General features: G+C 44.0%; 10 protein-coding genes and 2 tRNA genes. 6 read left to right on the plus strand and 6 right to left on the minus strand.

Annotated features, from left to right (window positions below):
• Positions 1–234 precede the first annotated feature (234 nt).
• Together AACQ21_RS09685 and AACQ21_RS09690 are read left to right on the plus strand one after the other, a co-directional pair.
• Positions 235–567, plus strand: coding sequence for a Grx4 family monothiol glutaredoxin (locus tag AACQ21_RS09685; protein WP_010318865.1), 333 nt, complete (start codon positions 235–237; stop codon positions 565–567).
• 84 nt (positions 568–651) lie between these two features.
• Positions 652–2,604, plus strand: a complete 1,953-nt coding sequence (locus AACQ21_RS09690) for a DNA topoisomerase III (RefSeq protein ID WP_105976538.1) — start codon at positions 652–654, stop codon at positions 2,602–2,604.
• 74 nt (positions 2,605–2,678) lie between these two features.
• Here the strand turns inward: AACQ21_RS09690 and AACQ21_RS09695 are convergent, their stop codons facing one another.
• Together AACQ21_RS09695 and AACQ21_RS09700 are read right to left on the minus strand one after the other, a co-directional pair.
• A complete protein-coding gene (locus AACQ21_RS09695; protein WP_026028272.1) occupies positions 2,679–2,906 on the minus strand; it encodes a hypothetical protein in 228 nt (75 codons plus the stop codon).
• 225 nt (positions 2,907–3,131) lie between these two features.
• Positions 3,132–3,222, minus strand: a tRNA-Ser gene (locus tag AACQ21_RS09700).
• 568 nt (positions 3,223–3,790) lie between these two features.
• Between AACQ21_RS09700 and AACQ21_RS09705 the strand changes: the two genes are divergently transcribed.
• Both AACQ21_RS09705 and AACQ21_RS09710 read left to right on the plus strand, forming a co-directional pair.
• Positions 3,791–4,681, plus strand: coding sequence for a formate dehydrogenase accessory sulfurtransferase FdhD (locus AACQ21_RS09705; RefSeq protein WP_094146882.1), 891 nt, complete (start codon positions 3,791–3,793; stop codon positions 4,679–4,681).
• Positions 4,682–4,691: 10 nt separating this feature from the next.
• Entirely contained in the window at positions 4,692–7,001 is a 2,310-nt protein-coding gene (locus AACQ21_RS09710) for an FdhF/YdeP family oxidoreductase (RefSeq protein WP_105976539.1), read from the plus strand.
• A 53-nt stretch (positions 7,002–7,054) separates the two neighbouring features.
• Here the strand turns inward: AACQ21_RS09710 and AACQ21_RS09715 are convergent.
• The 3 genes from AACQ21_RS09715 to AACQ21_RS09725 all read right to left on the minus strand — a co-directional run bounded on the left by AACQ21_RS09715 (position 7,055) and on the right by AACQ21_RS09725 (position 9,248).
• Positions 7,055–7,131: transfer RNA gene (locus tag AACQ21_RS09715), tRNA-Pro, on the minus strand.
• Between the two features lie 62 nt (positions 7,132–7,193).
• Entirely contained in the window at positions 7,194–8,999 is a 1,806-nt protein-coding gene (locus tag AACQ21_RS09720; protein ID WP_105976540.1) for a DUF3413 domain-containing protein, read from the minus strand.
• Positions 9,000–9,023: 24 nt separating this feature from the next.
• Complete coding sequence (locus AACQ21_RS09725; protein ID WP_013856392.1) at positions 9,024–9,248, minus strand: YejL family protein; 225 nt, start codon at positions 9,246–9,248, stop codon at positions 9,024–9,026.
• Between the two features lie 84 nt (positions 9,249–9,332).
• Here AACQ21_RS09725 and yejK point away from each other — a divergent pair, with 84 nt between their 5' ends.
• Both yejK and AACQ21_RS09735 read left to right on the plus strand, forming a co-directional pair.
• Positions 9,333–10,334, plus strand: coding sequence for a nucleoid-associated protein YejK (yejK, locus tag AACQ21_RS09730; RefSeq protein WP_017042553.1), 1,002 nt, complete (start codon positions 9,333–9,335; stop codon positions 10,332–10,334).
• A 173-nt stretch (positions 10,335–10,507) separates the two neighbouring features.
• On the plus strand, positions 10,508–11,704 hold the full coding sequence (locus AACQ21_RS09735) for an Hpt domain-containing protein (RefSeq protein ID WP_105976541.1): 1,197 nt from the start codon (positions 10,508–10,510) through the stop codon (positions 11,702–11,704).
• A gap of 109 nt (positions 11,705–11,813) precedes the next feature.
• On the opposite strand, the gene nhaC is transcribed toward AACQ21_RS09735, so the two are convergent.
• Positions 11,814–13,250, minus strand: a complete 1,437-nt coding sequence (nhaC, locus tag AACQ21_RS09740) for a Na+/H+ antiporter NhaC (protein WP_017048541.1) — start codon at positions 13,248–13,250, stop codon at positions 11,814–11,816.
• Positions 13,251–13,402 lie beyond the last annotated feature (152 nt).

The raw sequence follows: 13,402 nt of genomic DNA on the forward strand, positions 1-13,402 counted from the left end.
TTCTCCGTTGTGTAGAAAGAGTGAAAGTCTCTTTCAGTAGCTTCCAGATATTATAATGATATTCGTCGATACGACTGACTTGAAGGTATTTTAGCAAGTTTTTACTTTATTAAAAGTCCTAATATTGAAAATTGTTGTATAGGCAGGATATCCATAAATAATATGTGCTTTTTATTCTCTATTAATGATTTAGAATGTCAGTAACAAACCGCACTATCCCATTAAGAGGAAGCAATGGAAACTATTGATAAAATTAAACAGCAACTTGAAGAAAATGCCATTCTGCTATACATGAAAGGCTCTCCTAAGCTACCAAGTTGCGGATTCTCTTCTCAAGCTGCGCAGGCTTTGATGGCTTGCGGTGAGAAATTTGCTTATGTGGATATTCTGCAAAACCCAGATATCCGCGCTGAGCTGCCTGTATACGCACAGTGGCCTACTTTTCCACAATTGTGGATTGAAGGTGAGTTGATTGGTGGTTGTGACATCATTATCGAAATGTTCCAAAAAGGCGAACTGCAACCTTTAGTGAAAGAAGCCGCTGCACGTGCAGGCAATGAAGAGTAATACTGTATAAAATAACAGTTTTTCTTGATTTATTAAGGTCACATTGGTTAATGTGGCCTTATTTTTTTGCGTTGATTTGAGTTTATGACCCGTTTATTCATTGCTGAAAAGCCCAGCTTAGGGCGCGCTATAGCCGATGCTCTGCCGAAACCACACAAGAAAGATCAAGGTTTCATTCGTTGTGCGAATGGTGACATCGTTACTTGGTGTATTGGGCATTTACTCGAGCAAGTTGAGCCGGATGTTTATGATGAACGCTATAAAAAGTGGAATTTACTCGACTTACCTATCATTCCTTCACAGTGGCAGCTTAGACCGCGCAAAACATCGAGCAAACAGTTGACTGTGATTCGTCAGCTTTTGAAAGAAGCATCGCAAATTATCCATGCAGGAGACCCGGATCGCGAAGGGCAACTATTAGTTGATGAAGTGATTGATTATTGCAAAGTAAGCCAAAGTAAAAAAGAGCAAGCATTGCGGCTACTGATCAGCGATTTAAACCTTCCAGCCGTGCAGCGTGCACTGAAACAGATGCGCAGTAACCGCGAATTCATCCCTTTATCGGTTTCAGCGCTCGCGCGTTCAAGAGCCGATTGGTTGTATGGCATGAATATGTCACGGGCTTATACTTTGCTGGGGCAGAAAGCGGGCTATCGAGGTGTCTTGTCGGTTGGACGGGTACAAACCCCTATTCTAGGGCTTGTGGTACGTCGGGATGAGGAGATAGAAAACTTCATCCCGCGAGACTATTTTACATTACATGCGTTAATCCCTTATCAAACTGATCAAGTGGCGTTTGATATCCGTGCGCGCTGGAAACCCAGCGATGCTTGCCAGCCGTGGCAAGATGAAGAAGGGCGAGTCTTAAACCGCAAGTTGGTGGAAAATGTCGCACAGCGCATCGCAGGGCAACCCGCCACAGTGATTGAAGCCGAACAAAAGCAAACTAAGCAAGCCGCGCCGTTACCTTATTCCTTATCTGCACTGCAAATTGATGCAGCGAAGCGCTTTGCAATGAGCGCCCAGCAAGTGTTAGACACTTGCCAATCTCTGTATGAGAAGCATAAATTAATCACCTATCCGCGTTCAGATTGTCGTTACTTACCACAAGAACATTACGCTCAAGCTTCGTCAGTAACTCAAGCTATCGCGTGCAACGCCAAAGAGTTGTTAACGGCGGTCAGTGGCGCAAACTTAGCTCTTAAATCCAAAGCATGGAACGATAAGAAAGTGGACGCGCACCATGCCATTATTCCCACACCAAAGCAGGTATCCGTCAATGCCATGTCGGGAAATGAGATGAAAATATACCAATTGATTGCGCGCCAATACTTGATGCAATTTTATCCCGCCGCCGTGTACGCGGAAGCCAAGCTGGTGTTTGATATTGCGGGTGGCTTTTTTGTTGCGTCAGGGCGACAACTGGTTGACACCGGTTGGAAGAGTTTGTTAGGCAAAGTCGATGAAGAAGAGAACGGAGTCGATACCGTTCCACCACTGAGTAAAGGGACGGTGCTGACGTGTCGAGAAGGGGAGATTCACGATCGAAAAACCGAGCCTCCTCGTCATTTTACTGAAGCGACTTTACTACAAGCGATGACGGGAATTGCTCGCTATGTTGAAGATAAAGAGCTGAAAAAAATCTTACGTGAAACCGATGGTTTGGGTACGGAAGCGACGCGAGCGGGGATCCTTGACACTTTATTCAAGCGGCAACTCTTAACACGTCAAGGTAAGCTGATTCTAAGCTCGCCAGCGGGAAGGGGTTTAATTCATGCGCTGCCAAATGAATCAACTTATCCTGATATGACCGCCCATTGGGAGCATCAATTGCAAGCGATGGCTGAACGTGGGCAAGCGTATCAACCCTTTATGCAAGTGCTGCAAGAGCGCATTATTCAGATCATGGAACAGGCGAAATCGGGTGCAGTGCCAGAGTCGCTTCGCTCATTGCCTAAAGTGGAGCGCCCTGCATTCAAACGAAAGACACGTAAATCCAGCAAAACCACTCGTTATCAACGTAATTCGGCTCAATAAAATGACATCAAAGAATCGGTCGCTAAGCAAGCTGAGGCCTGCGAATTAGGTAAGATGTTCACCGACCTGACGAGCTAATTATCACATTTTCGATAAAAAAGGCTGGTATCCCAATCGGTTACATTATCAGTCACTTTGCCGACAAGTGGCAGTAAACGCCACGCCTCGCGCTCTTGAAAAGGGTGGCTTGTTATCACGGCAAAACCAGCAATACAGCATCTTCCACCTTTAGAACGGATAAACTGGGCAATCGAGCTGACCGCTTCTTCACTGTAGGATTCAATCTTATAGAGATGGCTCATACACTTCTCCTCTCTAACCATGCCATTAATTACGACATAACCGTTGAATAATGGGAAGCATATTTGATGCCAGTTTCTAAAAAATACACCTTTGGTATGTGATGAATGGAGAGGGTACTTATCTAATGAATGGCAACTGGTGCGTGGAATAAAAAATCAGTATGAGAAAATGATGTTAATCAGATACGAAAAAGCCGCTGTAAAAACAGCGGCTTTTCTTAAAAGTGGCGGAGAGATAGGGATTTGAACCCTAGGATAGCTATTAACCATCGCCGGTTTTCAAGACCGGTGCTTTAAACCACTCAGCCATCTCTCCGTGTGGTGCGCATAATAGCGAGGCCATTTTACTTTGTAAAGTCTTGAGTCGATCGTTTGCTGGTTTTGTATACAATTGACGATAATTTTCCACTAATAGCTTGATTCTTAGCGCCTTGTTGGAGAAAAAACGTACATTAATGCGTACTTCGTTATGGCGCATTTTTTATTTGGTTGCTGGCTTAACGGTGAATTCTTACGATGTTTATACAGAAATAATCGATTATGTATTAGCAACGGTTTACCAAGAGCCTGATGCTCTCTTGTAGTATCAGGCTACCAGAGTTTCATAAATGGAATGTTATTTCTTTTTTATGCTTTTATGTTCATATAATACTTAAACCTCTGGGAATGACGGGTAACAAGCTAAAACTGGCAGGGAAATGGTACTAAACCTGAACCATAGCCAAAAGATGGCTTTCTTGACCCTGCGCAAGGTGAGGAGTAATTTGCAGCTTCCTGTGTTTAAGGCACTGCTTCCATTTCCAATCATTAAGTACAGAGTGTTTGCAGGAGTTTATCTTGCACTCACCTATGCTGATGATTGAAATCAGTCAATAAAAAGAACCATGCTAGAAGAAACGACAACCAATGACCCTCATGATGCTCAACCTGAGGGGACTGAACGCATTTATCGCCAACGTTTTGATTCCAAAATAGGGTTTCAAAATGAATACGATATTCTTGCTATTGAAGAGCCTTTACAAATCAGTTTGCAATGGAATGATACGATTACTAACAAGCTGCATATCGAAGAGTGGAGCATGACAATGCGAACGCCCGGTGACGATGCTCATCTCATCGGTGGCTTACTTTACACGCAGCAAGTGATCGATTCATATGACCATATACTCAATATGGAATTGGTTGACGACGAATCACGCCATGGCCAGAATCACTGGTTGGTCACGCTCAATCATCCATACACTGATGTGATTCAGCATCAGGCCCGTCGTTATATGAGCCAGTCGAGCTGTGGCATTTGCGGTATGACATCCATCCGAGCCTTGAGTTTGAGGCGAGAAATTCGTGTTGATGATAGCCCGAAATGGCTCTCTTCTGATGTTGTTATTGCGCTTCCTAATCTGCTTCTTGTTCATCAACCACTGTTTGCAAAAACGGGGGCGGTGCATGGTGCGGGTTACTTCGTGAATGGCGAGTTGATTGCCGTTGCCGAAGATGTGGGCCGCCATAACGCAGTGGATAAGTTGATTGGTCGAATTTTGAGTGAGCAACGTTGGCACCCGCAAGGGGTATTGATTCTTAGTGGCCGAGTGAGTTTTGAGTTAATGCAAAAAGCGGCCATTGCTGGCATTTCAGTGGTGGTGGCTGTTGGTGCGCCATCACGTTTAGCGCTCGATATGGCGCGTCAGTTCGATATGACACTGATTGGTTTTATCAAAAAAAATCAGTTCAATATATACCATGGTCATGCACGTTTGCAGTCAGTGAAAGAGTGAGAAGAAGAATATGAGTATTAAACAATATACCGGTTCGGCTGGTGGTTGGGGAGCGCTAAAAAGCACCGCGCATCATCTATTGAAAAGTCATAATGTTGCCAAAAATATTTCCAATCTTTTAAAAACCAACCAAGACCATGGTTTTGACTGTCCGGGCTGTGCTTGGGGTGAAAAACATGTCCCAGGGCGTTTTCGTTTTTGCGAAAATGGCGCTAAGGCCGTCAACTGGGAAGCCACTTCTCGACGCGTTGGGGCGGATTTCTTTAAGCAATATTCGGTCACTTGGCTCAATAAGCAGAGTGACTATTTTCTCGAATCTCAAGGGCGTTTAGCGGAACCAATGCGCTATAACGCTCAAACGGATCACTATGAGCCAATCAGCTGGGATGAGGTGTTTGCACTGGTTGCACAACACCTCAATCAACTCGCTAGTCCAAATCAGGCGGAATTTTATACATCAGGCCGCGCGAGTAATGAAGCTGCATTTCTATACCAGTTGTTTGCGCGCCGGTTTGGTACCAATAATTTTCCTGATTGCTCAAACATGTGCCATGAAGCTACGAGCGTCGCCTTGGTTCGCTCGATTGGCATTGGTAAGGGAACTGTGACTATTGAGGATTTTGAAGAATCCGATGCGATTCTTTTATTTGGACAAAACCCAGGAACGAATCACCCTCGTATGTTGGAAACACTGGCGTCAGCCTATAAGCGTGGCGCTCGGGTTGTTGCGTTTAATAATTTAAAAGAGCGAGGATTGGAGCGTTTTACTAACCCGCAAAATCCTTTTGAAATGTTAAGCAATGGTTCAACACCGACCACTAGCCATTATTTCACTCCTAAATTAGGCGGAGACATGGCGGCGGTTCGTGGCTTGGTGAAAATTCTTCTGGCTCGTCATCAGCAAGCACAGGCCTGCGGTGAATCGATATTCGACCTTGATTTCATTGCCCAGCATACCGAAGGGATGGAGTCTTATTTAGCCATGGTACAGGCTACGTCGTGGTCAAGTATTATTGAACAATCAGGGCTCACGCAACAAGATCTAGAGCTGGTGGCAGATATTTACCAAGGCGCTAAACGCGTGATCGTAACTTGGGCAATGGGGGTGACTCAGCATAAGCATTCGGTGGCAACCATACAAGAGTTGGTCAATCTACAATTACTGTTTGGCCAAATTGGTAAGGATGGTTCTGGGGTATGTCCTGTCCGTGGCCACTCAAATGTGCAAGGTGACCGCACAGTTGGAATTAATGAAAAACCGCCTGCATTTCTACTCGACAATATTGAAAAAGTACTGGGCTTTACGCCACCAAAAGCGCATGGCCATAATGTAGTTCATGCTATTGAGGCGATGCTACGGGGTGAAAGTAGAGTTTTTATCGGTTTAGGAGGAAACCTCGTTGCTGCTGCGCCCGATACCGAGCGTGTCGCACAAGCAATGAAAAACTGTAATTTGACCGTAAACATTGCTACTAAACTGAATCGGAGTCATGTCAACCCGGGCAAGGATGCGTTGATCCTGCCTTGTTTAGGTCGGACAGATATTGATATTCAGGCTCAGGGGCCACAGAAAATTACCGTTGAAGACTCATTCTCCATGGTTCATGCCTCTTCTGGGCGAATTGATGTTACAGGAGAGATGATGCGCTCAGAGCCTGCCATTATCGCAGGAATGGCAAAAGCGACCTTAGGGGAGGGAAATCCAATCGATTGGCAATCCATGGCCGATAATTACGATAACATTCGAGATTTGATTGAAAAGATTATCCCAGGATTTGCCAATTTTAATCAGCGGCTCAAAGGGCCTGGCGGTTTTTATCTTGGTAATTCAGCGCGTGAATTTAATTGGAAAACGCCCACAGGAAAAGCGCAGATAAGCAGTAATGCACTTCCTGAATCTATCGTTCCGCTTAAAACTCAGCAGATGACCAAGAAACCGATTTTTGTGTTGCAGACGATGCGTTCGCACGATCAGTACAACACCACGGTTTACGGTTTGGATGATCGTTACCGAGGTGTATTTGGCGAACGTAATGTCATCTTCATGAATGAAAAAGATATTGAGCAGCTGCAATTAAAAGCGGGTGAACGAGTCGATATTGAGACACTGTGGGATGATGGTATTAAACGTGAAATTTTGGGCTTCAAAGTGGTCGCCTATGTAATTCCTCAAGGGAACGTAGCGGCCTATTTCCCTGAGGCAAATGCACTCATTCCATTGAGCAGTAAAGGGGACTTTAGTGATACCCCGACATCAAAATCTATTGCCGTTGTTATTCACCCAACCAAAGTTGCGCCACTGTTAGTTCAAACAGACTAAAAATCAGATACTAAAGCAAAAAAGAGAGCCGAAGCTCTCTTTTTTTAGGTGTATGGTCGGACTGAGAGGATTTGAACCTCCGACCCCCGACACCCCATGACGGTGCGCTACCAAGCTGCGCTACAGTCCGATTGGCGTAATCTAATCATTTATCCCTTTAGCGTCAAGAGATAATCTTGCTAACGACCTGATTTAATTATCTTTGGCGTAAAATCTCTGCAATTCAGTTAAGCCTTGCATCAGTACTGGTAACGCTGGGCTAGAGTCTTTCTGACGTTGATAGTTTTCATCAAACAGCTTGAAGTTGCCAAATTTATCAATGAGAGTCGTTTGGGTATCGGTAATCAAAGCTAATTCACGGGCATCACCGGCTAAAATCCACTTCCTTTTGTTTTCATCAAACAAGTTTCTACCACTGCTAAATTCAATGGGGTTGGATGAAGCACCTAACAGATCCTGTAAAAGCGTGACTGAAAAATCTAAGTGACTTGAACGGTGTGAGTATTCCCCTGCCATTTTTCCAGGCCAATGGATGATCATCGGCACTTGTAACTGGTATCGGCTGTAATTGCTGTTAGCACCCCAACTGTTGGTTTTTGTCTCGTTAAACTCCGCGCCATGATTTGAGGTGATCACAATCAGCGTATTGTCTTGCAATTGTAATTCGTCAATCTTAGTGAGCAGCAGGCCTATTTCTTGGTCGGCTGCATTGACCGAGTTATTGTAACCAGCACGCAGGCGATCGCTGGCACTACCTTTAATTGACCGAGGGTCAAAGTCATTAAAGTTATCAACGGTCGTCAATTCCAAATAGCTGAACCAGGGTTGTTCGGTTTGCTCGGATACCCATTTATGCCAGCGTTGTATAGTTTGGTTATCTGTGCTCGATTCTTGATCAAAAGGAGCTTTAGAGACCGTTAAAGTGCGGAAAATCGTCTCTTCGTATAAGGTGTCGTCAAAATTATCGCCACTAAAGAGGCCAAACTGATAATTCTGTTTTTTCAATACATCTATCAGTATCGGAGGGGTACCTTGTGAACGAATGGCGTTGGCATAACTGCTTGGTAATCCATAAAACAAGCCAAAGATCCCAAACATGTCATTACTCGAGCTGTAATGATTATTAAACTTCAAATTTTCTGTCGCAAATTGGTAAGTGTTGGGCATGATTTCAGCTGTCAGCACATCACTTCTTAAATTATTGACACTCACTAGCAAAATATTGAGATTATTTGCTCTGCGGCCAAATTGAAGAGGCTCAAGAGGATAACGAACAATGTTAAGGTTCTCTTCATTATCCTTCAAACGCTTTAAGTACACATCACGATCAAATAGACCGTGTTTTTCCATGAACGATTTTGCCGTCATTGGATAGGAGAGCGGGAAGTTTGATTTTTGGCTGGTCACTGATGTTTCTAAATACGCATCAGACCAAACGTAAATAAGGTGGCTGGTAATAAAACTAATGAAAAATACCGCCGCGATGGGCCGGCCAACGTGTTTATGCGATAGTTTTCGCTGCTTACGCCAAACCCACTCCGAAAGCCCAAGTTGTAAGAGGAAAATGAGCGGCATGACCACAAACAGATGCTGTAAGTCGGCGGTGATAGCGCTGGTCTCATCGCTAAAAAGCAGTTCCCATACAATCGGTGTTAAGTGCAGGTTGATTGCTTGATAAGCTTGGGTATCGATTAATAAGAGTGTGAGTCCTAACGTTGCAAAACAGACCGCCACGAAGCGAAATAGTTTGCGCGACGGAATGATGAATGTCAGAGGGAATAAAACCAGCAGATAGAGTGCAAAGACCAAAAATCCAAAATGGCCGACCCAAGACACAGCTAAATAAAACTGCCCCAACAAGGTTTCAGGCCATGGTGATTGTACGATATATCGAGTACCAATAAGCATTGCTGCAATGATATTGAAGAAAGCAAACCAATGCCCCCAACCAACCAACCGTGATACGCGTTCACCGTATGTATTTTCGCTATCTGCCATGTGATTTTCTATCTATGCATTCTATTAGTGAGTAGTAGTTTCTAAAGACGACATCAATGCCTGAGCAAATTTTTCCGCAATCGCCTTACGCTGTGAAGCGGCAACGTTTTGGTTTAAGACATTCGTTGCAATGTTTCCCGCAATCATGAGAGTAAGCTCAGGGGAAGCACTATGTTTAGCGAGGATGGCAGCAACTTCTGTCAGGATATTTTCAATTCTTTCGTCGCTGTATTTAGATGTAATAGGCATAAAGACTCTAATGATGATAGTAAAAGCGGCTTATGATAACCTACAATGCCTTACAACTGAAACCAGAACGATGATAATTTCACTATGAGTCTTCACCTTTCCAACGTGATTTTGCACCAATTAAGCAAAAATGAGCAAGATGAGTTGGTTGTTAAATACCGCTCTCAATCTTTAGATAATGATACGTCTGCCGAAAATTTAGTGGCTGAGTTGCATCGCGTGTTTAATTCGAAAGCGAGCAAAGGTTTTGGTTCGTTTAAGTCGGACAGTGATTTTCAAACTTGGTTGCAAGAACTTCGTCAAGGTGAGCGTGATTTTTACGATTTTTCACAAATCAGTGCTCAACGGCTGAAAGATGAATTATCAAAGTATCCGTTTGCTGATGAAGGGATCTTAGTGATGGCCGAATATCAGTCACTGGCTACCGATTACCTATTTATTGGGCTTTTACCTCTCAACCAAAGTTTGAAAGTAACAGAGGGGCTCGACATTAGCGCGACAGATTATCTTGATATCAACAAAATGGATATCGCAGCGCGTCTTGACCTCTCAAGTTTTGAAACGGACAAAAACTCAAACCGCTACCTTGCCTATATCAAAGGTCGCGTTGGTCGAAAAGTGTCGGATTTCTTTCTTGATTTTCTGCAAGCCGATGTCGGGTTAGATACCAAAGTGCAAAATCAAGTACTGATGCAAGCGGTACAGGATTTTTGCACGGATTCTAAGCTAGAAAAAGATGAAGCGATCGGTTACAAGAAGCAGGTTTACGATTACTGCAATGAGCAAATTAAAGCCGGTGAAGAGGTTCATATTCGTGAGTTGTCTGGTGAATTACCTGCTAGCCAAGACGGCACGGGTTTTTTCGAATATACGCAGGCACATGGCTATGAACTGGAAGAGAGCTTTCCTGGTGATCGTTCTACCGTGCGTAAACTGACCAAGTTTGTCGGTGCAGGGGGCGGTTTGAATGTGAGCTTTGATAGCTTATTATTGGGGGAGCGTATTTTTTATGATCCTGAAAGCGACACGTTAACCATCAAAGGCACGCCACCGAATTTAAGAGAACAGTTAACGCGTCAGCGTTAATCGTTTACCACTAAGAGAGCTTGATATGGCTCTCTTTTTTGTCTTTTCTCCCGATGTACAACTCAGCACGGTCCAAACTTTAGGTTTATGCTTGTATTAATTACAAATACAAATTGGTAATCACAGTGTTTGGGCAAAAGAAATCAAAACGATTCAGCGTGAGATCGTATGGAGTGATTCTGTTTGGTTGGTTAATCTCCGTTGGTCTTGTGTTTTGGCAAAGCCATTTAAGCTACCAAGCCATGCATGCGGTGAAAGAGTTACATTACAGTGTTGAAGAACTTAAAAGTTCACTCTATTTTAAAGAGCCTTATCGTTCGACGCGAGCGAATGATATCGCGCTGAATGTGCAGCTACTCTATTCACTTAGGCTACAGCTGGAAGTTGAGCACCGAGATTTTTCATGGCGACCAGATATTCAGCAATTGCTCCATGTGACTGATCGCTATATTACACTGACCAAATCGTATTTGTCGATTGAGCTTAATATTCAACCCTTGGTTGAACGCCTACAAGTGCTGCGCGATAATCCCACTAATCCAGAACAACTCAAGCAAATGTATGTGGTGTTAGGCGCTTATGTATTTGAAGCGATGTTCAGTGACACTGAGCAAAATCCGGGCATCTATCGAGCATTAGATAAACTCTATGTGGATGGGCAATCTTTACCAGCCATTCAGAAAAAAGAGTTAGAGCAGACATTAGCACAAGCGTCTGATTTACTGAATCAATACGCCCAAGGTGCACGTTTGGTCGACAATTTAATCAATCACTCTATTTACAATCAGCTTATCCATGTTGAAAACCAATACCATCGTCTTTTAAACATCTATGCTTATCTTGTCACGGGGTTAAGTGGTGGTGTTATGCTATTGCTGGGTTGGTTGATGTTTCGGTCATCAGTTTTAACTCGTTCTCATGTTAATAAAGTTCCCAGTGCTGCGAAAGAGGATGCGTCATCTGAGATGAATCCCAGTCGTGTTTTGTCTAAAGAAGAACCACAGGTGGAAACATCGGATCTTTCTGATGATTTGGCCATCGATATTGAATCCATGCTCATAACTCTCAATGGCGATGTTGAGTCTGTCACTCTGCTGTTGAGCGTATTTATACAAGATCATCAGCATGATGCCACTGAATTGAAAAGATTGGTGCATTCTGATTTGGAGGAGGCGCAGCGCCGAGCACACAGCCTGAAAGGCGTCGCGGGCAATCTTGGTTGCCGTTCTCTCAAGCAGATAGCGTCAGAAATAGAGTTGCGACTTAGCCAGAAGCAACGACCTACGGAGAAGCAATTGGGGTTATTAACAACGCAATTAGCGGCCGCTATAGCCAGTGCGCAACACTACCTTGATCAAAGAAAACGATAAGCCAGTTCTATCGTGTCAGCTTTAAATGGTGATTCTGCTTGTAGTAAAAAAGAGCTCAGTTGAGCTCTTTTTAATGGTTTTTTAGTTCAATGACCTTTGCAATACTCTGCTAGGCTGACTGTTGGTTGAGAACCGGTGCTTGTTCAGCACTGTCTGCTGGTGCAGTAGGTTCACATTTATCAACAAACCAACCCATGTAAGAGGTAAAAATGGTCACCAAAATACAGACAAAGCTTAGCCACATAAAGGGGGCATATGAGAGCGTTGCAACGCCTAGAATGCTCGCCATGTAGATGCCATTATCGCTCCATGGCACCATACCGGAGGTGAGCGTGCCACCAAATTCAGCGTTACGTGATAGGTTCTTACGCTGATAGCCTAAACGGTCATAGTTCTTGGCACAGATTTTAGGGGTCAGGATGAGTGAAACATACATAGCTGAGCCAAAAACGTTGCCCATAAATGCAGTACCAATGGTACTGGTTGCCAGTGAACCTGCGCTTGTCACGCGGCGCTCAAATAGTTTTGCGATGGTTTCAAGCACACCCACTTTATCTAGCAATCCACCAAACCCGAGACCAAAGACAATCACGGCTACAGAACCAAGCATAGAGGACATGCCGCCTCGGTTTAAGATTGAGTCAATGAAGCCAACGCCAGATTCAATATTGTAAGGTGCCCATGCGGTATTGAAAGCTTGCAAGAAGTCTACGTCTTGGATCATCACAGCCCAAATGATGCCCAGCAATGAACCAAAGCTAATTACAGGAAACGAAGGCATTCTCATCGCAAGCAAGCCGAGTACAATCAGCACTGGCACAAAAGAGTATGGGGTAATGTAAAACTGCTGTTCCATCGCCTCAATCACGCTTTGTACTTGAGACATGTCTACGTTACCCGCATAGTGGAAACCAAATAAGGTAAACATGATACCCGTGATCACGTAGCTGATAAGCGCTATCGGCAGCATACCTTTAATGTGCTCCATCACTTCAACGTTAGACATCGAAGACGCCAGAATAACGGAATCAGATAATGGCGACATTTTGTCACCAAAGTAACAACCTGAAAGTACTGCGCCAGCGGTGATTGGTGCTGGAACGCCAAGACCCTGACCAATCCCCATCATGGCAATCCCCGCGGTACCAGCTGCACCCCATGAGGTTCCAGTTGCTAAAGCGGTGAGAGAACAGATGATCATCGTTGCAAGAAGGAAAATAGAAGGATGGATTGCTTGAAGACCGTAGTAAATGATGGTCGGCACGATCCCGCCGGAGATCCAAGTACCAACTAATGCGCCAACAGCTAAAAGTATCAACACGGCACCTAAACCATTAGAAATACCATTCAGTGCTGCTTTTTCTAATTCTTTATATTGGTGACCTAAACGAACACCGAGCACAATAATGATGAACCAGCCAATGTATAAGGCTAGTTGGATAGGGAGATCGAGTTGAGCTGTAAACGAAAACGCGAGTAACAAAAACAAGCCTAGAGCAATAATTACTTGAATTAAGCTAGGTAGGCGTTGAGGGGCTTGCGTCATAAAAGAGCCTCTTGTCAGATTTATGATCTAAGGACAGAACGGTGCCCTTATTGAGTTCGATCGCACTTTACAATAGTTAGCATAATATATCGACATCAAACACCTCGGATGTGATTTATGTCGTTCAAGTGGTTAATCTTCGATGTTAAATG

It is taken from the genome of Vibrio sp. V01_P9A10T6, assembly GCF_963877065.1.
GTDB lineage: Bacteria > Pseudomonadota > Gammaproteobacteria > Enterobacterales > Vibrionaceae > Vibrio > Vibrio anguillarum.